Here is a 22,346-nt window from a genome sequence, read left to right on the forward strand (position 1 = left end):
GTTGAACCATACAGGGCTCGGCGGGCTTCCTTCAAACTCCTCCCGGCCGGGCCCTACTCAGAGCCCTGTGACCGGGAAGTGAGTATCCGAGCGCATGTACGGGACGCGTGGCCGGGGCCACACTCCCGTACATGGAACATGTGCCCCCGCCCGCCGAGGAACTGGCCCTCCTCGACCGTGAACTGGCCGAGCTGGACGCCCGCAGGGCACAGCTGCTCACCCGGCGCGCCTGGCTGCTCGCAGCGCTCCGGCCGCCCGCGCCGACGGCGGCCCCGGGCTGGAACCCGTCCGCCTGGGGCTCGCCGCCTCCCGGCAGTCCCGGCGCCCCGGCGCGGGCGTGGGGTCATGTGCCGCCGAAGCCGTCCGCGCCGCGCAGCGCGCAGAACGTCCTGCTGACGCTGGGCGGTCTGCTGCTGACGATCGCGGCGATCGCGTTCACGCTGGTGAGCTGGGGCTCGATGGGGATCGGCGGACGGTCGGCCGTGCTGGCCGCGGTGACGGCGGGGGCGCTCATCGCCCCGGCGGTCCTGCTGCGCCGGGGGCTCGGGGCGACGGCGGAGGCCCTGGTGGCGCTGGCCCTGGTGCTGACGCTGCTGGACGTGTACGCGGTCCACGCGGCGGCGGACCCGGACATGGACGGGCTCGCCTTCACCGCGCTCGCGTCGGCCGTGCTGGCGGCGCTGTGGACGGCGTACGGCCTCGCGCTCCGCCCGCTCCACCTGCCGCTGCCCGCCGCCGTGGTGTTCGCCCAGTGGCCGCTTCTGTTCTGGGCGTGGTCGGCACAGGCCCCGGCACTCGTGTTCGGGTGGGCGCTGCTCGCGACGGCGGTGCTGGACGGGGCGATCGCCCTGCGGGGCAAGGGTCTCGGGGTACGGATCACGGCGGGCGTGGGCGGCACGGTGACGGGTCTGGTGGCCCTGCTGGTGGGCCTGGCCGAGTCGGCGTCCGCCGCCGGGCCGCTGGAGGCCGCCGCCCCGGGTGCGCTGCTCCTGGCGGCAGCGGCGGCCGCGCTGGCCGGGGCGTGGCGCGCATCCGACGGCTTCGCGCAGCTGGGCGGCGCGGTGGCCGGTCTCTCGGCGGTGGCGGCGGTGGGCGGCGTGCCCGCCGCGCTGACGCCGGAGGGCTGGCGTGTGCTGCCGTACCTGCTGTGCGGCATCGCCCTGACGGCGGTCGTACGGGCCCGGCTGCCGAAGAACGCGGCGCGCGGGGTGCTGGCGGCGTCGGGGGCGGTGGTCGCCGGGGCCCTGGTGTGGGCGCTGCCGCCGGTCGCGACGGTACTGCTGGGCCCGGTCACGCAGCTGACGGACGTCTGGGCGGGCACACCCGACGGCTTCCGGGCCGCACTGGGGTCGACGCTGCGGTGGCCGGAGCTGGCCGCGTCCCCGGTGGTGCTGGCCCTGGTGGCGGGGCTGCTGGGGGCGGCGTACCGGTGGTGGGCCGCGGTGGCAGAGACCGTGGGGCCGGTGGTCGCGCCTACGGCGGGGGCGGAGGGCGCAGCGGGTGCCCCGGCCCCGGCAGGCGCTCCGGGTGCTCCTGGTTCGGTGCCTCACGGTGCGTGGGGTTGGGGCGCGGGTCCGCTGGGGGCGGTGTCCCGGCCCCCCGCCCGTCGGCCGTCGGGTGCGGCGGTGCGCGGTGCGGCCGGAGCCTCGGCCCTGGCGCTCGGCTGGGGTGCGCTGCTGGTCGCGGCGGCCGTGCTGGACGTGCCCTACGCGGTCGCCGTGGCCGGGGAGACGCTGCTGGTGGCCGGGCTGCTCGCACTGGCCGCCCGGGTTTCCGGGAACGGCGGGAGCGATGCGAGGGGCCGGGGCGGGTCGGCGGCGCTGGCGGTGACCGCGCTCGTGGGCGCGGTCACCGGAGCCGTGAGCGTCGGGCTGCTGTCGCTGGCGTCCGAGGCGGGCACCTACGCGGTGTTCGGCGGGCTGGTGGCCCTGTTCACCGGGGCGGCGGTCCGGGCGCGCGCACAGGCGCCTCAGGCGGTCCTCGCGGTCGCCGCCGTGGTCGGGGGCACCGTGCTGACCGGGTGCGCGGGCCGGTCCCTGGGGCTCGCCCCGTACGAGGCCGCGCCGCTGCTGCTCCTGGTGCCCGCGCTGACGGTGCTGCTGGGGGCGCGGCTGCGGCGGCACCCGGCCGCGTTGCCGGTGGAGCTGACGGGGGCGGCGGGTGCGCTCGTCGCGGTCGGGCTCGCGGTGGAGGACGCGCCGTTCCTGGCGCTGGTGCTGGCCCTGTCCGGGGTGCTGGCGGCGGGTGCGGCGGTGCGGCCGGAGCGTCGGCCGGTGGCCGGGTACCTGGCGGCGGCGCTGTTCGTGCTGGCCACCTGGGTGCGGCTGGCGGCCTCGGAGGTGTCGTTCCCCGAGGCGTACACCCTGCCGGTGACCGTGCCCGCCCTGGTCGTGGGCGTGCTGCGGCGGCGGAAGGACCCCGAGGCGTCGTCGTGGACGGCGTACGGGCCGGGGCTCGCGGCAACGCTGCTGCCGAGCCTGGCGGTGGCCTGGACCGATCCGGACTGGCACCGCCCGCTGGTGCTGGGCGTGGCGGCCCTGGTGATCACGCTGCTGGGTGCGCGGTACCGGCTCCAGGCCCTGCTGCTGCTCGGCGGAGCGGTGCTGGCACTGGACGGGCTGCACGAGCTGGCGCCGTACGTGGTGCAGGTCGCCGGGGCGCTGCCCCGCTGGCTGCCGCCGGCCCTGGCCGGGCTGCTGTTGCTGGTGGTGGGAGCGACGTACGAGCAGCGGCTGCGGGACGCCAGGCGGCTGAAGGACGCGCTGGGCCGGATGCGGTGAGCCGGGTCCGGTCCGGGGGCACGCCGTTCGCGGCGCCCCCGGACCGGACCGGGCGGCGTGAGCAACGCAGAGGGCCCGGGAGACGGATTCCGTCTCCCGGGCCCTCTGTCCGGGTGGGCGATACTGGGTTCGAACCAGTGACCTCTTCGGTGTGAACGAAGCGCTCTCCCACTGAGCTAATCGCCCGGGCGCACCGCAAACATTACCCCATGTCAGCGGTGCTTCCGGACCACCCTCGGGTCACTCGGCGATCTTCCACGGCATGGTGATCCCGAACTTCCACACGTAGATCCCGACCAGCACCGCCATGATCACCAGCCCCACCGTGGTGAGGATGATGTTGCGCCGCCGGACCTTGGGATCGAGCGCCCGCTGCGCCGCCTCGGTGACCTTGCGCTTGGTCCAGCGCAGCACCAGTTGGGCCCAGACGAACTCGGTCGCCCAGATCGCCATACCGGCGAAGATCACCAGCCAGCCGGGGCCGGGCAGCACCAACATGAGCACGCCCGCCGCCACCACGCCGAGGCCGACGACGAAGACGCCGACCTGCCAGCTCAGGTGGAGCGGCTTGGACGCCTTGATGAAACCCGGCGCACGCGAGCCCAGCTCACGCTCCCCCGGGTCCGACTCCCCCGTGGCGGACGACGGGGCCGCCTGCTCGGAGACCCTGCTCCGCTCGTCACTCTCCGCGTTCATGAAGCCAACCTACCCGACACGCCCTCGTCACTTCGTCGTCACCGGAATGGACGCATAACTCAAAGTTACACGCCGCTGAGCGAGGGACCCGAAGCATCACAAATGGGTCAGAGGGGTTTACAACGCCACCGTAGGTGGCATGTCGATTTCGCCGACGTGCGAACCCCCGAGCGCACACTGAGCGAAAGGCCCTGGCGCTTATGAACACCACGGTCAGCTGCGAGCTGCACCTGCGCCTCGTTGTGTCGAGCGAGTCCTCACTGCCTGTACCCGCGGGCCTGCGGTATGACACGGCCGATCCCTATGCCGTGCACGCCACCTTCCACACCGGAGCGGAGGAGACGGTCGAATGGGTATTCGCCCGCGACCTCCTTGCCGAGGGGCTGCACCGCCCCACCGGCACCGGAGACGTCCGCGTCTGGCCATCACGTAGTCACGGCCAAGGCGTCGTATGCATCGCACTGAGCTCCCCAGAGGGCGAAGCGCTGCTTGAGGCCCCGGCACGGGCCCTGGAGTCGTTCCTGAAAAGGACCGACGCCGCGGTCCCGCCCGGCACCGAGCATCGGCACTTCGATCTCGACACGGAGCTCTCGCACATCCTGGCCGAGAACTGAGCCAGGCCGAGAACTGCTCGACGCCGTCCGACTCGGGGAGACGGCGTCAGGCGGACAACCACATACGGCAGACACCGGCGCCGTCATCGCGGAATCCACCGCGATGACGGCGCCGCTGCGCTCGGCCGCCCTCCCCCAGCCGTCATCCCCGCCCCGGGCCGTCCTCCTTCAGGGCCCGCCGAGCCAGTAGAGTCAGCCGCCATCGGCGGGCGCCCGCCCGCCGGAGGCCAGGGAGCGAAGCGTGCTGATCCCACACGACACCCGGATCGCCCTCGACGCGGTGGTAGATCTGGTGAACACCGCACCGGAGAGCGAGCCGCCGCCGGACGACGCCTCGGACGGACTGGTGGACGGGTCCGCCGACGGGCTCCCCGACGTAGCCGCGCTGTACGCCTTCGCCGAGCGGCACCACATCAGCGGCGTCGGCACGCTCGGCGAGAAGGACCTGGGGGCCGTACGCGACGTACGGGCCGGCTTCGCGGAGGTCTTCGCGGCGCCCGACGCCCGTACGGCCGCCGAGCTGGTGAACCGGCTCGTCGCGGCGGCCGGGACCACCCCGCAGCTCACCGACCACGACGGCTACGACTGGCATGTGCACTACTTCTCGCCGGACGCCTCGCTCGCCGACCACCTCGCGGCCGACTGCGGGATGGCACTCGCCTTCATCATCGTGGCGGGCGAGCAGGAGCGGCTGCGCCGCTGCGAGGCGCCGGACTGCGGCCACGCCTTCGTCGACCTGTCCCGCAACCGCTCCCGCCGCTACTGCTCCAGCCGTACGTGCGGCAACAGGCTCCACGTCGCGGCCTACCGGGCCCGCCGCAAGGAAGCCGCGGGCTGACGGCACGGGGCCTGCCCCGGCGCGGCCGGGTACAGCGGGTGCGGACTCGGCGGCTCACAGCAGCAGGAGATCGTGCAGGGCGGCCATCAGCAGCAGGCTCCCGATCACCGCCAGGAAGATCATCAGGGGCGGCTGGGAGAGCGCGAAGAGGCAGCCGCGGGGCTCTTCGGCTGGGGGTGCGGGGGCCTCGCCCCGGGAAGTGTCCACCATCTCGGGGCGATCATGACGCACCCGCGACCGGGTTGGCGATCAACCTGGTTCATTCCCCCGGGAGTTCACCGTCCCGTGGCCATCAGTAATCGCTCCGGCGTGCGGGGCGCCATCAGGCATTCGGGCCGGGCGGCCGCAGCGAGGCCGCATTCCGTGCGGCCGGAGTCCGGTCAGATGCCGTGCTTCTTGAGGATCGCCTCGATGTCGCTGAAGTCCTCGCCCCCGGCGGCGGCCTCCTGCTTCTTCTCCGGCTTCGACCGCGGCTTCGCCCCGGCCGCCGCGGGTCCGGCCGTGCTCCCGGCGCCGAGCGACGGGGCCGAGGCCGCCGGGGCGACCGCCTCGTGCTGCCCGGCGGCCCGCGCGGCCTTGCGTTCCGCGCGGGTGGTGCCGCTGCGGCGCTCGATGGCGCGGGTGGTCATGAACAGCAGCCAGGAGAGGCCGAGCAGACCGAATCCGATCCAGACGCTCGGCTTGAAGGCGATCCCCGCGACCCACTCGACGACCCCGGTCAGCACGAGCCCGAACGGGACGAGGGAGTAGGCGGCGATCCTCGTCGCCGTGAGGAACTTCTTGCGGTACGCGGTCACCGCGGCGATGCCCAGCCCGGCCGCCGACACCGCGGAACAGATGGTCTCGGCAAGCATGGGGGCCTCCAGGCACAGGGGATACGTCCCTTCCATCCTGCACCGCCGGCCACCGCCGGGGCCACGGCGGTGGCCCACTTCAGGGACATCTCAGGGCCGCACTCCTTCCCAGGTCCCGATCGGGAGGCACCCGCGCGGCCTGAAACAATGGGCGCATGAGCGATTCCACCCCTGCGGCACCGGTCGTCCTCGACGTCTGGTGCGATCTCCAGTGCCCCGACTGCCACCAGGCCCTCAGCGACGTGCACGCCCTGCGCGCCCGGTACGGCGACCGCGTCGAGATCCGCCTGCGTCACTTCCCGCTGGACAAGAACAAGCACGCCTACGCCGCCGCCCAGGCCGCCGAGGAGGCCACCGCCCAGGGCAAGGACTGGCCGTACGTCGAGGCGCTGCTGGCCAGGACCGCCGACCTCGGCCGCACCGGCGAGCCGGTGCTGCTCGACGTGGCGCGCGAACTGGGCCTGGACGCCGAGGAGTTCGACACCGCCCTGATCGACGGCCGGCATCTGCTGATCGTCGACGCCGACCAGGCGGAGGGCAAGGCGCTCGGTGTGACGGGCACGCCCACCTATGTGATCGGCGAGGAGCGGCTGGACGGCGGCAGGAGCCAGGAGGGGCTGCGCGAGCGGATCGAGGAGATCGCCGACCGGCTGCTCGCCGCGCGGGACCGGTAGGCCCCAAAGGCAGGGGCGCCGGCGGCGCCCGGCCGGGGAGCCGCTACAGCGCCTTGGCCAGGTTGTAGCGCGTCGTCGTGTAGCCGAGGGACTCGTACAGCCGCAGGGCCGGTGTGTTGGCGGCGAAGACGTGCAGGCCGAGGCGGTGCGCACCCCAGGAGCGGGTGACGTCCTCGGCCAGCAGCATCAGGGCCCGCCCGTGGCCCCGGCCCCGGTGCTCCTCGCGCACCTCGACGTCGAAGACGTACCCGGCCGCTCCGCCCGGCGGCAGCTCCCGCAGGGCCACCCACACATGGCCGACGGCCTCGCCCGCCGCGACCAGCACCGAGAAGCGCACCCCCGCGGTCGCCAGTCCGTCGGGGAGGTGCGTGGCGTGGTCGGTCTCGGACTTGAGCCGGGCCTGCTCGGGCGGCACGCCTCGGTCGGTCCAGCCCTGTGCGTACGCCTGCACCGCGCCCCGCCGCCAGTCGGCGAACTCCTCCTCGCTCATCGCGCGCGAGGTGAGGCCCGCGGGCAGGGCCGCGCCGTCCGGGCCGAGCTCCTTGACCATGGTGCGGCTGCGTTCGGTGTAGCCGAGGGCGGCGGCCAGCCGACGGGCGGGTTCGTTGCCGGCGGGGACCTCGGCCCGCACCTGGGTGCACCCCCACCCCCGCAGCACCTCCTCGGCGGCGAGCGCGGCGATGATGCCCCGGCCGCGTCTGCGCCGCGCCTCGTCGACGCTCAGGGAGCGCAGGACCCCGGCGGTGGCGCCGAACGCCTCGTCGGTGCCGATCTCGACGGCTCCGACGGGCCGCCCGTTGTCGCACACGTCGTAGCGGCGCGCCCGCACACCGGCGGCGTTCTGCTGGAGCGGCCCGGACGGCCGCAGTGTCGTGGTCATCAAGGGGTTGTATCCCCTGCCGGGCGGCCCGTCACGCGCCCTTCCGGCGCGCCCCTACGGGTCCAGGTCGTTCCCGGCCCGCTCGTCGAAGATCCGCATGGCCTTGGCCGTCACCGGGCCGGGCTCCGGGCTCAGCTCGCGGCCGTCGACCCGGTGCACCGCCTGGATGTCGCGGAGCGTCGAGGTCAGGAACACCTCGTCGGCGTCGGCGAGCACGTCCATGGGAAGGTCGGTCTCCTCCGCTCCGGTCCACTCGACGGCCAGCGCGCGGGTGATCCCGGCGAGGCACCCGGAGGCCACCGGCGGGGTGTGGATGCGGCCGTCCAGGACGACGAACACGTTGGAGCCGGTGCCTTCGCAGAGCCGGTCGGCCGTGTTGGGGAACAGCGCCTCGGACGCGCCCCGCTCACGGGCCCGCGCGAGGGCGACGACGTTCTCGGCGTACGAGGTGGTCTTCAGGCCGACGAGCGCGCCGCGTTCGTTGCGCGTCCAGGGCACGGTGATCACCGCGGTGGTGTCGGGGCGGCGGTTCACCCCGTCGAGCGCGACCACGAGGCTCGGCCCGCCGGTCCCCCGGTCCGAGCCGAGCGGGGCGAGCCCACCGGTGTAGGTGATGCGCAGCCGCCCCAGCGGTACGGGGTTGGCGCCGATGACCGCCGCGGCGGCGCGGCGGACCTCGTCGAGGTCCGGGTCGGGCAGCCCCAGGCCCCGGGCGGACCGGGTGAGCCGGTCGAGGTGGCGGGTCAGGGCGAAGGGGCGCCCCTCGCTCGTACGGACCGTCTCGAAGATGCCGTCGCCCACGGTCAGCCCGTGGTCGAGCACCGAAAGCCGGGCGTTGTCGGCGTCCCGCAGTCCGCCGTTGACCCAAATCCTCATTGCGCGGTCCTTCCTGTCTCCTCGAACGTGCCTGACGCTACAGCGAGCAGCCGGGACGCCTTCAGTTCGGTCTCGTCCCATTCGCGCTCCGGGTCGGAGCCCCAGGTGATCCCGGCGCCGGTGCCGAACCGCAGCAGGGGCACGGGACCGGTCCGGTCGATCCAGAACGTCCGTATGCCGACGGCGAGCGACGCGGTGCCCCGGTCGGCGTCGACCCAGCCGACCGCACCGCAGTAGGGGCCGCGCGGGGCCCGCTCCAGTTCGGTGATGATCCGCAGGGCGCTGGACTTCGGCGCCCCGGTGACCGAACCGGGCGGGAAGGCCGCCGCGAGCAGCTCCGTCCAGCCCGCGCCCTCGGCCAGCCGGCCCCGGACGGTGGAGACGAGGTGGACGAGACCGGGGTGCTTCTCCACCACGCAGAGGTCGGGGACGGTGACGCTGCCCGTCGCGCAGACCCGGCCCAGGTCGTTGCGGACCAGGTCGACGATCATGACGTTCTCCGCGTGGTCCTTCTCCAGCAGATCGTCCTCCGTCCGCCCGGTCCCCTTGATCGGCCCGGACTCGACGACCCGGCCGTCCCGCCGGAGGAAGAGCTCGGGGGACGCGGTGGCGACCTCCACGCCGTGCTCGGGCAGCCGAATCGTTCCTGCGTACGGGGCGGGGTTGCCGCGCGCCAGCAGGGCGGTCAGGGCGTCGACATCGGCCGCGCCCCCGGAGCCGGCCTCGGGCAGCGGTGCGGAGAGGACCCGGCAGAGGTTGGCCTGGTAGACCTCGCCCGCCGCGATGTATTCACGGATCCGCCGTACGCCCGCCGTGTAGGCGTCACGGTCCAGCGAGGACGTCCAGTCCCCGGCGGCGGGCCCGCGCCAGGCTCCGGGCACGGGAGGGGGCACCGGCTCCCTGCGTACGGTGGAGAAGCGGGCGCAGACGGGACGGCCTTCGAAATCGGCGCATACGGCCCAGAAGCCGGACGAGTCGAGGGCTGCCGGATCATGGGTGACGTCCCGCAGACCGGAGGCGACGAGGCCGCCGAAGCGGGCCAGTGGAACAAGGTCGGACACCCTGGTGAGTCTAGGACGGTGTGCGATGACCTGCGTCGGGGCGAGGACCGGGGCGGGGTCGCCGCAGCACGCTGCACAAACGCGTTTTTGTACTGGCCCGGGAATCCGCTAGAGTTCAACACGTCGCCGGGACGCGCAAGCGGAACGGGAAAGACAAGCGGACGTAGCTCAGTTGGTAGAGCGCAACCTTGCCAAGGTTGAGGTCGCCAGTTCGAACCTGGTCGTCCGCTCGCAGAAGACGGGGGATCTTCCCGAACCCCCGTCCCTGGTGGAGTGGCCGAGAGGCGAGGCAACGGCCTGCAAAGCCGTCTACACGGGTTCAAATCCCGTCTCCACCTCCAAGGACGATTAGCTCAGCGGGAGAGCGCTTCCCTGACACGGAAGAGGTCACTGGTTCAATCCCAGTATCGTCCACTGATCCGCAAGGATCACGGTCCGCAAGGATCCCCGCGCGATTAGCTCAGCGGGAGAGCGCTTCCCTGACACGGAAGAGGTCACTGGTTCAATCCCAGTATCGCGCACGCAGTACACGCAGGGTCACCTGCGCGATTAGCTCAGCGGGAGAGCGCTTCCCTGACACGGAAGAGGTCACTGGTTCAATCCCAGTATCGCGCACCACCGAGAACCCCCGGTCGTCTCCACGACCGGGGGTTCTTTCGTCGTACGGCCGATCCCTCGGCCCCTCAGGACGAGAAGAGCATCCGGCCGAAGCCCTTCTGACGGCGGTGACCGTAGTGGCCGCCGTGCTGCGGCGCACCCCAGGCCGGGGCGTGGGCGGCGGGAGCGGCCGGGTAGGCGCCCTGGGCCGGCGGCGGGGGCGGGGCCGGCTGGGACCACTGCGACTCCAGGCGGGTCAGCGACTCCAGCTCGCCGTAGTCGAGGAATATCCCCCGGCAGCCACTGCACTGCTCGATCTGGACGCCGTTGCGGTTGTACGTGTGCATCTGCGCGTGACACTTGGGACACTGCATCATCGGCTCGGCTCCTCGGCCTCGTTGTTCTCGTTGCGCCGTCGCCGAAAGTCTGCCCGACGACGCTCCGTTCAGCCTACGGCGCGCTCTCCACGGCCGACTCGGGTGGCAACGTAGCGATTCGGGCACAGGATTCGAGCATCAGCGCTTCGCCTTCATCCGGATTCCGTTGCTCCGCAGCGCACTTGGCCAGTGCGAGGGCGGCCGTCTGTACGGTCAGCGCGCGGGCGGGAACGTCCAGTCCGGGCCAGGGGTCCCCGTCGGCGGGTACGGCGGGGCCTCCGGCGGACCGGTAGGCGTCCAGGAAGGACAGCCAGTCCTCGGGCGGCAGCAGCCCGGCCGCGTACCAGGCGGCGGGCCGGGCAAGGTCCCACGCCGGATCGCCCGTCCCCATGTCGTCGACGTCGATGAGGAGCCAGGGCCCCTGTGGGGCGGGATGGCGTACGAGCTGGCCCAGGTGCAGGTCCCCGTGGCACAGGAACCGGCCCCTGGCCTCGGGCATCGGAGCCTCGCCCCGCGCCCAGGCGGGCAGGGCGTTCCAGGCGGCCAGCACGGGGAGGGCCGACGCGTGACGGGGGAGGGCGGTGCGCATCCGGGAAACGGCCCGCGCCGCCTTGACCGGGCCGCGCATCGGCGGGAGCCGGAAGGGGGGCGCCGTCCGGTGGAGGCGGGCGAGCAGCACGGCGGTGTCGGCCCAGGGGGCGGCTCCGGGATCGGCGGGATCGACGGGCACTCCGAACGGCCAGAGTGTGACGGGGCGCGCGGCGGCCGGGAGTGCGAAGGACCGTGGGGTGGTCAGGGGCGGGAGCAGGATGCCGGTCAGGCGCGGGTGTGCGGCCAGGGACATCCGGGCCGCCAGGGCGTCCCGGTCGGTGTCGGGGGCGTGGGCCTTGGCCACCGTCGTACCGCTGCGGACCACCGTGCCGTCGGGCCGGTCCGCCAGGACCTGGGGCGGTTCGCACACGCAGCGCGTTCCGGCGGGGTGGGAGAGGCGGTGCGCGAGGGTGCCCAGATCGTGGACGGCTGAGGTCTCGGTGCTGGTCAACGGCTCCCCCGGCGGTCGGCCCGGCCGTGCCGCCGGTCCCGCCGTGAGCGTAGCGCGGCGGTGGCCGGTCCGGTCGTGGAGTCGTGGAGTGGCCGTCCGGCGTCAGGGGCCGCCGTGGCAGGGGCCGGTCCGCACGGGCCCGGACAGCGCGATGCCCGGTCAGCTCCCCAGCTGACCGGACAAACGCTGCCGTCCGCCGCACCCCCGTCCCCACGGGGCTGTTGGCCGGATATGCGGGTCCGGACCGCTCTTCCGGACCCCGGGCGCCGCTCAGCGCCCCAGCATCACCGCCACGGACGACGCCTGTGTGACCACCGCTTCCCAGCCGCCGAAGGCGACCGCGAGCAGGGCCGCCAGGGGAAGGACCATGGCCGTCGCCACCAAGGGGTGACGCGTACCGGACGGGCGGGCGCCGAACGAGGCGTACGCCTTGTGTCCTCGCATACGGACCATCGTCCGCGTTGCCGTGTCCGCCATGGTTCCTCTCCTGACCTGATGAGGGGCGGCGGGCGTGTGACCTCGGGGGACGAGTGCTGCGCCCGCCGCTTGACCTCAACATTAGGTAAGCGGTGAGCACGGGGCGTCATGCCCGCGTACCGAATACCGGGCCTCCCGGAGGATGAGCCGTCGGCGCTCCGCCTACTCCCCTGGGTGGAGACGGGGCATCCGGCCTTGGGGGGATCCCGGAGGGGAGGGGGGCGGCGGAGGCCGGCGGGTGACTTCACTCACGTCCGCCGGGCGGCCTCCCCCACCCCGGGGGCGGCTCCGGACACCACCGCCCGGTATGCCGGAGCGGTGGGCCCGGGCTCAGCGCCTCGTACCCGGTGACGCGTGCCGGTCGATCCAATCCCCCCTGCCCGGCGGCGCCTTGGGGGAGGCCGACGGCCGAGAGGCCCGGAACCGCCGGGCTCTGACCTCGCTTCACCTATCCCACCGGGCACGGACAATCGAATCCCGGGTGAGGGCGCGGCCTCTGAGCGCGCCGGGCGCGGGGTACGTAAGCTGTGCCTCGTCAGGCGGACCAGGCAGCGGGGATGGGCAGACGATGGCGATGATGCGGCTCCGGCGCGAGGACCCGCGTCTCGTCGGCTCGTTCCGGCTGCACCGACGGCTCGGCGCGGGCGGCATGGGCGTCGTCTACCTCGGCTCCGACCGGCGCGGCCAGCGGGTCGCGCTCAAGGTGATCCGCCCCGACCTGGCGGAGGATCAGGAGTTCCGTTCGCGGTTCGCGCGCGAGGTGTCGGCGGCCCGGCGGATCCGGGGCGGCTGCACGGCCCGGCTGGTCGCCGCCGATCTGGAGGCGGACCGCCCGTGGTTCGCGACGCAGTATGTCCCCGGCCCCTCGCTGCACGACAAGGTGGCCGAGGAAGGCCCCCTGTCAGCGGCCGAGGTGGCCTCGATCGGGGCGGCGCTCTCCGAGGGCCTGGTGGCGGTCCACGAGGCGGGGGTGGTCCACCGCGACCTGAAGCCGTCGAACATCCTCCTCTCCCCCAAGGGCCCCCGCATCATCGACTTCGGCATCGCCTGGGCGACCGGGGCGAGCACGCTCACCCATGTCGGTACGGCGGTGGGGTCGCCCGGGTTCCTCGCGCCCGAGCAGGTCCGGGGCGCGGCGGTGACGCCCGCGACGGACGTCTTCTCGCTCGGCGCGACGCTGGCGTACGCGGCGATGGCCGACTCCCCCTTCGGGCACGGCAGTTCCGAGGTGATGCTGTACCGCGTGGTGCACGAGGAGCCCCAGCTCCACGGGGTGCATGACGCCCTGGCCCCCCTGGTGCGCGCCTGTCTGGCGAAGGACCCGGAGGAGCGGCCCAGCACGCTGCAACTGTCCATGCGGCTCAAGGAGATCGCGGCGCGCGAGGCACAGGGGCTGCACGAGAGCCGGCCGCCCGTCCAGCGCTCCGCCCAGGACGCGGACCGGGCGACCGGCCGGATGGCCGATCCGTACGCCGAGCAGCACACCCGCCGGGCGGAAGGGCCATCGGCATCCCGCCCGCAGCAGGGCAGGCGTCCCGCGCCCGCCCGTTCGGGGGCGCCGCGCACCGGTGGGTCGCGTCCGCAGGCACCGCGCACCACGACGCGCTCCGGCTCCGGGAGGCGGCCGGGACCGGCGGCCGGGACGAACGGCAGGCCGCGCACGCGTTCCGGGGCACGGACGACGTCGGCGGGGCGGCGGCCGGCCAACCCGCGGCTGCTGCGTCAGCGGCTGGTGGTGTTCGTGGTGGTGACGCTACTGGTGGCGCTGGGCATCGCGGCGGCGCAGGGCTGCCAGGGACCCGCCCGTGGTCTCGGCGGGACCGAGCGGCCTGCGGGCGGGGCATCGCAGCCGCGGTCTCAGTCGCCGGTGGACGTACGGAATGGCGCTGTTGACGGCGGCTTCGGCGTGGGGCGTCAGGGCCGGAACGCGTAAGGCAGGACCTACGGCAGGGCGCGGCGCAGTCGTGCTGCTGCCGGACACTGCCGTCCGCGCTCAGCTCTCCGGGCGGCCCGTCGCCACCGCGTAGAAGGCCACGGCCGCCGCCGCGCCCACGTTCAGCGAGTCCACGCCATGTGCCATCGGGATACGGACCCACTCGTCGGCCGCCATCAGCGCCTTCGTGGTCAGCCCTTCGCCCTCGGCCCCGAGCATCAGCGCCACCCGCTCCAGTCGGTGCGGGGCCGCCTCGTCGATGCTGGTGGCCTTGGCGTCGGGCGTCAGCGCGAGGAGCCGGAAGCCGGCCTCCCGTACCGTCTCCAGCGACCTGGGCCAGGCTTCGAGGCGGGCGTAGGGAACGGAGAACACCGCGCCCATGGAGACCTTGACGGAGCGCCGGTAGAGCGGGTCGGCGCAGTCCGGGGAGAGCAGGACGGCGTCCATGCCGAGGGCGGCGGCGCTGCGGAAGATCGCGCCGATGTTGGTGTGGTCGTTGACCGACTCCATGACGACCACCCGGCGTGCGGTGGTGAGCAGTTCGTCGGAGGTGGGGAGCGGCTTGCGCTGCATGGAGGCCAGCGCGCCCCGGTGGACGTGGTAGCCGGTGACACGTTCGGCGAGATCCGGGGCGACTGCGTACACGGGGGCCGGGACCTCGTCGATGACGTCCCGCATGACGTCGACCCACTTGGCGGAGAGCAGCATGGACCGCATCTCGTACCCCGCGAGGCGGGCGCGCCGGATCACCTTCTCGCCCTCGGCGATGAAGAGGCCCTCGGCGGGCTCGCGCCGTCGCCGCAGCTCGACGTCGGTCAGTCCGATGTAGTCGCTCAGGCGCGGGTCGTCGGGATCGTCGACGGTGATGATGTCTGCCACAGGGTGATACTGCCTTGTCCGGGGTGAGGTGCCAACGCCTGGGATGAAGATGCCCGGGTGTGCCCGCGCGGTCAGTCGGCCGCGGCCGGGGCGGGCCTCGGCGCGGAGTCCGGTCCCACCGCGACGACCTCGCCGATCACGATCACCGCGGGTGGGCGCACGTCCTCGGCGACCGCGCGCTCGCCGACGTCCGCGAGCGTGGCGTCGACGCGGCGCTGGGCGGCGGTGGTGCCCTCCTGGACGAGGGCGACCGGGGTGGCCGGGTCCTTGCCGTGGGCGATCAGGGCGGCGGCGATGGCACCGATCTTGTCGACGGCCATCAGCAGGACGAGGGTGCCGCGCAGCCGGGCGATCGCCTCCCAGTCGACCAGCGAGCGCGGGTCCTCGGGGGCGACGTGGCCGCTGACCACGGTGAACTCGTGGGCCACTCCTCTGTGGGTGACCGGGATACCGGCCGCACCGGGGACGGAGATGGTGCTGGAGATGCCGGGGACGACCGTGCAGGGGATGCCCTCGGCGGCCAGCGCCTGGGCCTCCTCCATGCCCCGGCCGAAGACGAACGGGTCGCCGCCCTTGAGCCGGACCACGGCCTTGCCCGCCTTGGCGTGCTCGATCAGCGCCTGGTTGATGGCCTCCTGGGCCATGAACCGCCCGTACGGGATCTTCGCCGCGTCGATCACCTCGACGTGCGGCGGCAGTTCGTCGAGCAGGTCGCGGGGGCCGAGGCGGTCGGCGATGACCACGTCCGCCTCGGCGAGGAGGCGGCGGCCGCGGACCGTGATCAGGTCCGGGTCGCCGGGGCCGCCGCCGACCAGGGCGACGCCGGGGGTGCGGGTGCGGTGGTGCGGGGCGGCGAGGGTGCCGTCGCGCAGGCCCTCGACGATGGCGTCGCGGATGGCGGCGGAGTGCCGGGGGTCGCGGCCCTGGGACGTGGTGGTGAGGACGGCGACCGTGACGTTCTCGCTGCGGCCGGTGGCCGGGGTCCATGCGGTCGCGGCCTCGGCGTCGTCGGCCCGTACGCACCAGGTGCGGGTGCGCTCGGCCTCGGCGGAGGCGGCGTCGTTGGCGGCGGTGTCGGAGGAGGCGACCAGGGCGTACCAGGTGTCGGCGAGGTCGCCGTCCCGGTAGCGGCGGCGCTCCCAGCGGATCTCCCCCGCGTCGGCCATCGCCTCGACGGAGGGCGTCGCGGACGGGGAGACCAGCGTGATGGCCGCGCCGGTGGCGATGAGCTGCGGCAGGCGGCGCTGGGCGACCTGGCCGCCGCCGATGACGACGACGCGGCGGCCGTGCAGGCGCAGTCCTACGGGGTACGCGGGGTGATCGGCGTGATCCGCGTGCGCGGCGTGGACTGCGTCCTCGGCGTGACCTGCGTGGTCTGCGTGCTCGGCCATGGCGGTGCGGGCTCCTCGTGCGGGGTGCTGCGTAGGCGCCGCTGCGGCGGTGGAGCGGCTGTGACGTGCGGAAGTGGGGGTTCCTGGGTGGGGAACACGATACGGGGTGGGCGGGGGTGGGGCCTGGGGCCGGTGGGCGGGTGGAGTACCGGGCGGGCCTTGTCCCCCACTCGCCCCCTCCCGGAACCGGGGGCTCCGCCCCGGCCCCCGCTCCTCAAGCGCCGGAGGGGCTGGGAAGGGCCGGAGGGGCTGGGAAGGGCCGGAGGGGCCGCAGGAGCTGGAGGGGTCGGCCCCGGCTACTTCTCCGTTACTCCCGCCGAGTCGAACGTCGCCACCTCGTGCATCGCCCGCGCCGCGCTCTGCACGATCGGCAGCGCCAGCAGCGCGCCCGTGCCCTCACCCAGGCGCAGGTCCAGGTCGACCAGGGGGCGCAGGCCCAGCTTGTTCAGGGCCGCCACATGGCCGGGTTCGGCGCTGCGGTGGCCCGCGATGCAGGCGGCGAGCGCCTCGGGGGCGATCGCCCGTGCGACCAGGGCGGCCGCGCCCGCGCTGACGCCGTCCAGGATCACCGGCGTACGCAGGGATGCTCCGCCGAGGAGGAAACCGGCCATCGCCGCGTGCTCCAGGCCGCCGACCGCTGCGAGGACGCCGATCGGGTCGGCGGGGTCGGGCTGGTGGAGGTCGAGGGCGCGGCGTACGACGTCGACCTTGCGGGCGTGCATCTCGTCGTTGATGCCGGTGCCCCGGCCGGTCACCTCGGCGGCGTCGATCCCGGTGTACACGCAGATCAGCGCGGCGGACGCGGTGGTGTTGGCGATGCCCATCTCACCGGTGAGCAGGGCCTTGTTGCCCGCGGCCACCAGGTCGCGGGCGGTCTCGATGCCGACCTCGATCGCGGCCAGGACCTCTTCCCGGGTGAGGGCGGGACCCGTGGTGAAGTCCGCCGTACCCGGGCGCACCTTGCGGGGCAGCAGGCCGGGGGTCGCGGGGAGGTCCGTGGCGACGCCCACGTCCACCACGCACACCTCCGCGCCGACCTGGGCGGCGAACGCGTTGCAGACAGCTCCGCCGCCGAGGAAGTTCGCCACCATCTGGGCGGTGACCTCCTGCGGCCAGGCGGTGACGCCCTGGGCGTGCACCCCGTGGTCACCGGCGAAGATCGCGACGGCCGCGGGCTCCGGGATCGGCGGCGGGCACATCCGGGAGAGGCCGGACAGCTGCGCGGAGATGATCTCCAGCATGCCCAGCGCACCGGCGGGCTTGGTCATCCGCTTCTGGCGTTCCCACGCCTCGCCGAGCGCCTTCGCGTCCAGCGGGCGGATCGCGGAGATCGTCTCCTGGAGCAGGTCGTGCGGCTCCTCGCCGGGCAGGGCGCGGCGGCCGTACGTCTCCTCGTGGACGACCCAGGACAGCGGGCGGCGCTTGGACCAGCCCGCCTGCATCAGCTCCGGCTCCTCGGGGAACTCGTCGACGTAACCCACACAGAGGTACGCCACCACTTCGAGGTGCTCGGGCAGGCCGAGTGCGCGAACCATCTCCCGTTCGTCGAAGAAGCTGACCCAGCCGACGCCGAGGCCCTCGGCGCGGGCGGCGAGCCAGAGGTTCTCGACGGCGAGGGCCGAGGAGTACGGCGCCATCTGCGGCTGGGTGTGCCGGCCGAGGGTATGGCGGCCGCCCCGGGTCGGGTCGGCGGTGACGACGATGTTGACCGGGGTGTCGAGGATCGCCTCGATCTTCAGTTCCTTGAACTGCTTCGCCCGGCCCTTGGGCAGCGACTTGGCGTAGGCGTCGCGCTGGCTCTGGGCCAGTTCGTGCATGGAGCGACGGGTCTCCGCCGAGCGGATGACGACGAAGTCCCACGGCTGCGAGTGACCGACGCTCGGCGCGGTGTGCGCGGCCTCCAGCACCCGGAGGAGGACCTCGTGCGGAATCGGGTCGCTGCGGAAGCCGTTGCGGATGTCCCGGCGCTCACGCATCACCCGGAGCACCGCTTCGCGCTCGGCGTCGTCGTAGCCGGGCGCGGGGGCGGTGACGGGGGCAGGGTCGGGAGCGGGAGCGGGAGCGGTGACGGGCGAGGTGGAGGGCTCGGTGACTTCCTCGGCCGACTGCGGTGACTCAGCCGACTGCGGTGCCTCAGCCTGCTGCGGCTCCTCGGACTGCTGCGGCGCCTCCGCCTGCTGCGGCTCCTCGGACTGTTCCGGTGCTGCCGCCTGCTGCGGCTCCTCGGACTGTTCCCGTGCCGCCGCCTGTGCCGGTTCGTGCGCCTCCGCCGGCTGGTCGGGCTGCTCGTCGGCCTGCGCAGGCCGGTCCGGCTCCGTCAGCTCCGGGGTCTCGATGATCTCGGGGCCCGTCCCGTCCTCCGCGTCGGGCTCAGTGGCCTGGGTGGCCTCGGTGGCCTGTGCGGGGGCGGGCGCGGGGATGTCGGTCGCCGGCGGTTCGGGCCGGGCCTCCGGCTGGGTCCCCGGCTCGGCGGCGGGTGCCCCCGCCTCCGGGGTCTCGGCCACCACCACGACCGGGGCCGGTTCGGGCGCGGTCGCAGGCTCGGGCGCGACGGGGGGTGCCTGGTCGGCCACGGCAACCGGCCCGGCGGGCGTCACCGGTTCAGCCACGGCCACGGCGATCGGCTCGGTGGGCACCGCGTCCGGGGCGGGAGCCGGGGCCTCCGCCTGCGGCTCGGGAGCGGTCGCGTGCGTCGGGACTGCCTCCGCTGCCACTGCCTGGGGCTCGGGCGCCAACGGCTCGACCGGGGCCTCGGCCCCGGCATCCGGAACCTCCGGCGTCTGCGCCACGGGGGCCGGGACCTCGGACGGCTGCTCGGCCGGAGGCTGGATCACGGCCTCCACCGGTGCTTCCGGCTGTGGCGCCTCGGGGACGACCGTTTCTTCCGGGATCGCCTGCTGAGGCGGCTCGACCGGCTCAGCGGGCTCAGCCGACTCGATCGGTGCGACCGGCTCGGCCCGTTCGATCTGTTCGGGCTGGGCGATCTGTTCGGGCTGGGCAGACGGCTCCGACGGTTGAAGCTGCTCCGGCTGCTCCACTTGCGGAGGCTGTTCCTGCTGAACCGGCTGCTCGACCACGGGCTCGGCGGCAACCGGCTCGGCGGGCTGGGCCGGCTCGGCGGGCTCGGTCGGCTCGGCGGGCTCGGTCGGCTCGGCGGGCTCGGTCGGCTCGGCGGCGACCGCGACGGGCCCCGCGGGCTCCGACGACTGCGGAGCTCCCCACGGCGCGCCGCCCTGCGGCGGGATCTCGCCCAGCTGGGGGCCCGGCAGCGCCGAGGAGTCCTCGACCGGGACGTCGAAGTACTCCGGTCCGGTGGTCGGCGGGCCCGCGTGGCGGGCGGGGGACGCGGTGCGCACCGCTCCGGCGGGGCCCCGGTCGGCCAGCGAGCGGACCACGCCACCGCCCTGCGTACCGCCGGCGTACGACGGGGCCTCGGCCGAGGCGGGGCCGCGGTGCAGCGGGCGACGGGCAGGAGCGGGGGCGGCGGGGGCCGTGGCCGCCACGTGCGCGCCGACCGGCGCCGGTGCGGGCGCGGGGGCCGGGATGCGTACGGCGCTCACGTCGACGGAGCCGGAGTCCCGGCCGCCGGACTCGTGCGTGCCGTGCGACTCGGCGGGCACCGGTGCCGTCTGGCCTTGCACGGGCACCTGGGGCTGGGGCTGTACGGCGTACTGCTGCGGCTGGGTCTGCTGCGTGGGCTGTTCGAGCGCGGGGGCCTGGGCAGGGGGCTGCTGCGCCACCGCGGGAGCAGGGGCGGGCGCCGTCTGCTCCTGCGCTGGGGCCGGGGCGGCCTGCGGGTCGCTCCAGGCGCCCTGGGAGGTCGGCATCAGCAGGAGGTCGTCGTCCTCGGGGGTGTGCTCGGAGGGGTCGAGGAAGGTGTACGCGCCCGGGGCGGGGATGCCCGGCTGCTCCACCATGCCTGCGTTCTCCGGCAGTCCCTCGCCCGGGATCTGGCCGGTGTCAGTCATGCGTACCCCTCGCCCATCGTCAGTGCTCCTTCGGCCCTTCGCCCGGGACGCCGAACCACGGCACGCCGGTGCTCGTCATCAAGAACGAGCGGGCTCGCCGCGCGGCACGAGACGCCCGCGGAGCTTCCTATTCTCGCGGCCGTTCGCCGCCGCGGCGGGCAGTTCCGCCACGGCTCACTGTGGACTACGCCACGTTGCGCGTCCCCCGGGTAGTGCCGTACCACAGTGCGGACCAAAACAGTCCACTTTTCCGGACATTGACGAACGAAACGTCGAACGGCCGGGCGCGGTACAACAATCGGCCAGCCTACCTTCCGTACCGGGCGGAACGGGTCAGGGGGCGAGGTCCGAACGGCGGCCGGACAGCAGGAAGACGACAGACCGTTCGCGTTCGGTCCAGGCGGTGGTGTCCAGGTCGACGGACTGGAGCAGTGAGCATTCGACGGCGTAGCCGTTGCCGGTGAGGGCTCCGCCGAGGGCCTCGGCCTCGTCCCGGGTGGAGGCGTGGGTCACGATGCGTTCCGGGCGGCGGTCCGCGACGGCGGTGGCCACCGGCACTCCCCCGCCGCCGATCCGTACGACGTCCGGTTCGGGCAGCCGCTCCAGGACGTGCGGGGCACGGCCGCGGACCACCTGGACGGGGACGCCGAAGGCGCGGGCGGCGGCTTCGGTACGTGCGCAGGCTGCCGGGTCGGCGTCCACCGCCAGGACCGCCGCGCCGAAGCGGGCCGCCTCGACGGCCAGGGCGCCGCTGCCGGAGCCGATGTCCCAGACCAGGTCGCCGGTGCGGGGGCCGAGGCGGGCGAGCTGCGCGGCACGCAGGCCCGGGAACTCGCCCTCGCCGGACTCCTGCATCCGCTCCGCCCCTGCCTCCCGGTAGGCGGCTGCGGGCAGGGCCCAGCCCCGTATGCCCTGGGGGTAGGCGGGTCGGCGGCCCGCGATCCAGGCGCCCGCGGCGGTGGTGTCGGGGCCGCTGCCGATGACGATGACGACGTTGGGGTCGCGCCAGGCGTGGTCGGCGGCCTTGTCGGAGGTGAGGACGGTGACGCGTTCGCGGTCGGTGCCGAGCTCCTCGCAGATCACGAAGGTGCGGTGTACGCCGTCGAGGAGGAGGGCCAGTTCGGCGGGGCCCGCGCCCGGTGAGGTGAGGACGGCGACCTTGTGGTGGGCCCGGCAGACGTTGACGGCGCGGCGCAGGGTGCGCGGGTGGGCGACGACGATCTGGGCGTCGTCCCAGGGCATGCCGGCCCGGGCGAACGCGGTGGCCACGGACGAGACGGCGGGGACGACTTCGACTTCGAGGCCGTGTTCGCGGGCGCGCAGGGTGCGGACGACGCCGAAGAAGCCGGGGTCGCCGTCGGCGAGGACCACCGCGCTGCCGCGGTGTCCGGCGATGCGGCGGGCGGCCAGGTCGACGCTGCCGAGGCGGATGCGTTCGGCGTTCGGGGGCACTTCGGGCAGGGCGAGGTGGTGGGCGGCGCCCGCGACGAGCGTGGCGGCCGAGAGCGCGGCCGTGGCCGCTCTGGTCAGTGGCGAACCGTCCCAGCCGATCACCGTGACCCGGTCGGCCATCGTCGTCTGTCTCCTGGGGTGTCGGAGGGAGCGGGGGTGCGCCCTGGCGTGGTGGGCGCGGTGCCCCGGTTGAGCTGGGCAGGGGTGAGAGTACCTGGTCCGGAGCTTGGCCTCTCGGGGGCCTCGGGGGCCCGGGGTGCTACTTCCAGTCGTTGTACGTGCCGTAGCCGCCGGCGTCGGCGAGCTGCTCGGCGACCCCTTCGAGGTCCTCGGGCAGGAGCCCCCAGACGATCAGGTCGGTGCGGATGTCGGTCCAGCCGCCGTCCGTGCCGTTCTCGGTCCGGGTGCGGGCGATGCGGGCGTTGCGCAGGACGCCCTCGCTGATGCAGCCGAGCTTCTGGGCGACCTGCTGGGCGGCGGTGTTGTCGGCGGGCGTGCGCAGCTCGATGCGTTCGAAGCCCTGGTCGCGGAAGAGCCATTCGGCTATGGCGAGCACGGACTCGGTGGCGTACCCCTCGCCCCGGGCCCAGGGGGCGGTGATGTAGCGGACCTCGGTGGACAGGGTGCGCCAGTCGGTGCTGAGGAGGCGGACGCTGCCGACGAGTCGCTGAGTGAGGAATTCGGTGACCGCGAAGACGATGCCGTGGCCGGTGGTGCGTTCCGCAGGAGCGATCCTGCGGACCCAGCGTTCGGCGTCGACCTGGGTGTACGGGTGCGGTCCGTCGGTCCACGCGGTGACCATCTCGTCGTTCATCATCTCGATGTACGCGGGGATGTCGGCCATCTCGAAGGGACGCATCACCAACCTGTCCGTGCTGATGGAGATGGACGGAAAGGTGGTAGTCATGCGCAGCTCCATGCCGAAGACCGGGTAAAAGCACAGCATGCAGCATCGGT

Annotated in this window: 19 protein-coding genes and 6 tRNA genes; 10 read left to right on the forward strand and 15 right to left on the reverse strand. The window is 74.0% G+C overall.

All coding sequences use genetic code 11. The features are described 5' to 3' along the window. The first annotated feature begins 131 nt into the window (after positions 1–131). The gene (locus ACZ5WC_RS14540; protein ID WP_468541113.1) at positions 132–2,780 is read left to right on the forward strand and encodes an SCO7613 C-terminal domain-containing membrane protein; all 2,649 of its coding nucleotides are present in this window, start codon (positions 132–134) and stop codon (positions 2,778–2,780) included. A 114-nt stretch (positions 2,781–2,894) separates the two neighbouring features. On the opposite strand, the gene ACZ5WC_RS14545 is transcribed toward ACZ5WC_RS14540, so the two are convergent. Then, a tRNA-Val gene (locus ACZ5WC_RS14545) sits at positions 2,895–2,966 on the reverse strand. Positions 2,967–3,020: 54 nt separating this feature from the next. Further along, positions 3,021–3,476, reverse strand: a complete 456-nt coding sequence (locus ACZ5WC_RS14550; RefSeq protein WP_468541114.1) for a TIGR02611 family protein — start codon at positions 3,474–3,476, stop codon at positions 3,021–3,023. Positions 3,477–3,676: 200 nt separating this feature from the next. On the opposite strand from ACZ5WC_RS14550, the gene ACZ5WC_RS14555 reads away from it, so the two are divergent. Continuing rightward, on the forward strand, positions 3,677–4,090 hold the full coding sequence (locus tag ACZ5WC_RS14555) for an SsgA family sporulation/cell division regulator (protein WP_003987206.1): 414 nt from the start codon (positions 3,677–3,679) through the stop codon (positions 4,088–4,090). 241 nt (positions 4,091–4,331) lie between these two features. Then, positions 4,332–4,928: a CGNR zinc finger domain-containing protein gene (locus ACZ5WC_RS14560; RefSeq protein ID WP_468541115.1), complete on the forward strand. Its 597-nt coding sequence runs from the start codon at positions 4,332–4,334 to the stop codon at positions 4,926–4,928. A 54-nt stretch (positions 4,929–4,982) separates the two neighbouring features. On the opposite strand, the gene ACZ5WC_RS14565 is transcribed toward ACZ5WC_RS14560, so the two are convergent. Continuing rightward, positions 4,983–5,138 carry a hypothetical protein gene (locus tag ACZ5WC_RS14565; RefSeq protein WP_311118788.1) on the reverse strand — a complete coding sequence of 52 codons (156 nt, stop codon included), beginning with the start codon at positions 5,136–5,138 and terminating at the stop codon, positions 4,983–4,985. Between the two features lie 170 nt (positions 5,139–5,308). Next, positions 5,309–5,782 (reverse strand): hypothetical protein, encoded by a 474-nt coding sequence (locus tag ACZ5WC_RS14570; RefSeq protein ID WP_468541116.1) that lies wholly within the window; start codon positions 5,780–5,782, stop codon positions 5,309–5,311. 155 nt (positions 5,783–5,937) lie between these two features. Here ACZ5WC_RS14570 and ACZ5WC_RS14575 point away from each other — a divergent pair, with 155 nt between their 5' ends. Further along, a complete protein-coding gene (locus ACZ5WC_RS14575) occupies positions 5,938–6,456 on the forward strand; it encodes a DsbA family protein (protein ID WP_468541117.1) in 519 nt (172 codons plus the stop codon). 43 nt (positions 6,457–6,499) lie between these two features. Here ACZ5WC_RS14575 and ACZ5WC_RS14580 read toward each other — a convergent pair whose 3' ends face one another. Genes ACZ5WC_RS14580 through ACZ5WC_RS14590 form a run of 3 tightly spaced genes read right to left on the reverse strand, consistent with a single transcriptional unit; the run spans position 6,500 to position 9,255 of the window. Next, a complete protein-coding gene (locus ACZ5WC_RS14580; protein WP_468541118.1) occupies positions 6,500–7,336 on the reverse strand; it encodes a GNAT family N-acetyltransferase in 837 nt (278 codons plus the stop codon). A gap of 54 nt (positions 7,337–7,390) precedes the next feature. Further along, positions 7,391–8,212 carry an aminotransferase class IV gene (locus ACZ5WC_RS14585; protein WP_468541119.1) on the reverse strand — a complete coding sequence of 274 codons (822 nt, stop codon included), beginning with the start codon at positions 8,210–8,212 and terminating at the stop codon, positions 7,391–7,393. Then, entirely contained in the window at positions 8,209–9,255 is a 1,047-nt protein-coding gene (locus ACZ5WC_RS14590) for a chorismate-binding protein (protein WP_468541335.1), read from the reverse strand. Before ACZ5WC_RS14590 ends, ACZ5WC_RS14585 begins: the two co-directional genes overlap by 4 nt. A gap of 175 nt (positions 9,256–9,430) precedes the next feature. Here ACZ5WC_RS14590 and ACZ5WC_RS14595 point away from each other — a divergent pair. The 5 genes from ACZ5WC_RS14595 (at position 9,431) to ACZ5WC_RS14615 (ending at position 9,891) form a co-directional block, all read left to right on the forward strand. After that, positions 9,431–9,503 (forward strand) — tRNA-Gly (locus tag ACZ5WC_RS14595). Between the two features lie 37 nt (positions 9,504–9,540). After that, a tRNA-Cys gene (locus ACZ5WC_RS14600) sits at positions 9,541–9,614 on the forward strand. Between the two features lies 1 nt (position 9,615). Further along, a tRNA-Val gene (locus ACZ5WC_RS14605) sits at positions 9,616–9,687 on the forward strand. 35 nt (positions 9,688–9,722) lie between these two features. After that, positions 9,723–9,794, forward strand: a tRNA-Val gene (locus ACZ5WC_RS14610). Positions 9,795–9,816: 22 nt separating this feature from the next. Next, positions 9,817–9,891, forward strand: a tRNA-Val gene (locus ACZ5WC_RS14615). Positions 9,892–9,956: 65 nt separating this feature from the next. Here the strand turns inward: ACZ5WC_RS14615 and ACZ5WC_RS14620 are convergent. The 3 genes from ACZ5WC_RS14620 to ACZ5WC_RS14630 all read right to left on the reverse strand — a co-directional run bounded on the left by ACZ5WC_RS14620 (position 9,957) and on the right by ACZ5WC_RS14630 (position 11,766). Further along, the gene (locus ACZ5WC_RS14620; RefSeq protein WP_096632504.1) at positions 9,957–10,247 is read right to left on the reverse strand and encodes a TFIIB-type zinc ribbon-containing protein; all 291 of its coding nucleotides are present in this window, start codon (positions 10,245–10,247) and stop codon (positions 9,957–9,959) included. Positions 10,248–10,320: 73 nt separating this feature from the next. Continuing rightward, positions 10,321–11,289 carry a phosphotransferase gene (locus tag ACZ5WC_RS14625; RefSeq protein ID WP_468541120.1) on the reverse strand — a complete coding sequence of 323 codons (969 nt, stop codon included), beginning with the start codon at positions 11,287–11,289 and terminating at the stop codon, positions 10,321–10,323. A gap of 270 nt (positions 11,290–11,559) precedes the next feature. Next, positions 11,560–11,766, reverse strand: coding sequence for a hypothetical protein (locus ACZ5WC_RS14630; RefSeq protein ID WP_468541121.1), 207 nt, complete (start codon positions 11,764–11,766; stop codon positions 11,560–11,562). A 568-nt stretch (positions 11,767–12,334) separates the two neighbouring features. Between ACZ5WC_RS14630 and ACZ5WC_RS14635 the strand changes: the two genes are divergently transcribed. Further along, positions 12,335–13,699: a protein kinase domain-containing protein gene (locus ACZ5WC_RS14635; RefSeq protein WP_468541122.1), complete on the forward strand. Its 1,365-nt coding sequence runs from the start codon at positions 12,335–12,337 to the stop codon at positions 13,697–13,699. 60 nt (positions 13,700–13,759) lie between these two features. Here ACZ5WC_RS14635 and ACZ5WC_RS14640 read toward each other — a convergent pair whose 3' ends face one another. The 5 genes from ACZ5WC_RS14640 to ACZ5WC_RS14660 all read right to left on the reverse strand — a co-directional run bounded on the left by ACZ5WC_RS14640 (position 13,760) and on the right by ACZ5WC_RS14660 (position 22,335). Next, a complete protein-coding gene (locus ACZ5WC_RS14640) occupies positions 13,760–14,578 on the reverse strand; it encodes a TrmH family RNA methyltransferase (protein ID WP_468541123.1) in 819 nt (272 codons plus the stop codon). Between the two features lie 71 nt (positions 14,579–14,649). Continuing rightward, entirely contained in the window at positions 14,650–15,969 is a 1,320-nt protein-coding gene (cobA, locus tag ACZ5WC_RS14645; RefSeq protein ID WP_468541124.1) for a uroporphyrinogen-III C-methyltransferase, read from the reverse strand. A gap of 296 nt (positions 15,970–16,265) precedes the next feature. Beyond that, positions 16,266–19,937, reverse strand: coding sequence for a nicotinate-nucleotide--dimethylbenzimidazole phosphoribosyltransferase (cobT, locus tag ACZ5WC_RS14650; protein WP_468541125.1), 3,672 nt, complete (start codon positions 19,935–19,937; stop codon positions 16,266–16,268). Between the two features lie 333 nt (positions 19,938–20,270). Beyond that, entirely contained in the window at positions 20,271–21,509 is a 1,239-nt protein-coding gene (gene cbiE / locus ACZ5WC_RS14655; RefSeq protein WP_468541126.1) for a precorrin-6y C5,15-methyltransferase (decarboxylating) subunit CbiE, read from the reverse strand. A gap of 139 nt (positions 21,510–21,648) precedes the next feature. Next, complete coding sequence (locus ACZ5WC_RS14660; protein ID WP_468541127.1) at positions 21,649–22,335, reverse strand: GNAT family N-acetyltransferase; 687 nt, start codon at positions 22,333–22,335, stop codon at positions 21,649–21,651. Between the last annotated feature and the right edge of the window lie 11 nt (positions 22,336–22,346).

Source organism: Streptomyces sp. NPDC033165 (genome assembly GCF_055577965.1).

Bases quoted from the DNA above. Each gene is read 5' to 3' on its own strand.
- ACZ5WC_RS14660 (WP_468541127.1), bottom strand. From the start codon at position 22,335: ATGCTGTGCTTTTACCCGGTCTTCGGCATGGAGCTGCGCATGACTACC.
- ACZ5WC_RS14620 (WP_096632504.1), bottom strand. From the start codon at position 10,247: ATGATGCAGTGTCCCAAGTGTCACGCGCAGATGCACACGTACAACCGC.
- ACZ5WC_RS14540 (WP_468541113.1), top strand. From the start codon at position 132: ATGGAACATGTGCCCCCGCCCGCCGAGGAACTGGCCCTCCTCGACCGT.
- ACZ5WC_RS14550 (WP_468541114.1), bottom strand. From the start codon at position 3,476: ATGAACGCGGAGAGTGACGAGCGGAGCAGGGTCTCCGAGCAGGCGGCC.
- ACZ5WC_RS14580 (WP_468541118.1), bottom strand. From the start codon at position 7,336: ATGACCACGACACTGCGGCCGTCCGGGCCGCTCCAGCAGAACGCCGCC.
- cbiE (WP_468541126.1), bottom strand. From the start codon at position 21,509: ATGGCCGACCGGGTCACGGTGATCGGCTGGGACGGTTCGCCACTGACC.
- ACZ5WC_RS14565 (WP_311118788.1), bottom strand. From the start codon at position 5,138: ATGGTGGACACTTCCCGGGGCGAGGCCCCCGCACCCCCAGCCGAAGAG.
- ACZ5WC_RS14575 (WP_468541117.1), top strand. From the start codon at position 5,938: ATGAGCGATTCCACCCCTGCGGCACCGGTCGTCCTCGACGTCTGGTGC.
- cobT (WP_468541125.1), bottom strand. From the start codon at position 19,937: ATGACTGACACCGGCCAGATCCCGGGCGAGGGACTGCCGGAGAACGCA.
- cobA (WP_468541124.1), bottom strand. From the start codon at position 15,969: ATGGCCGAGCACGCAGACCACGCAGGTCACGCCGAGGACGCAGTCCAC.
- ACZ5WC_RS14555 (WP_003987206.1), top strand. From the start codon at position 3,677: ATGAACACCACGGTCAGCTGCGAGCTGCACCTGCGCCTCGTTGTGTCG.
- ACZ5WC_RS14570 (WP_468541116.1), bottom strand. From the start codon at position 5,782: ATGCTTGCCGAGACCATCTGTTCCGCGGTGTCGGCGGCCGGGCTGGGC.
- ACZ5WC_RS14585 (WP_468541119.1), bottom strand. From the start codon at position 8,212: ATGAGGATTTGGGTCAACGGCGGACTGCGGGACGCCGACAACGCCCGG.
- ACZ5WC_RS14630 (WP_468541121.1), bottom strand. From the start codon at position 11,766: ATGGCGGACACGGCAACGCGGACGATGGTCCGTATGCGAGGACACAAG.
- ACZ5WC_RS14635 (WP_468541122.1), top strand. From the start codon at position 12,335: ATGGCGATGATGCGGCTCCGGCGCGAGGACCCGCGTCTCGTCGGCTCG.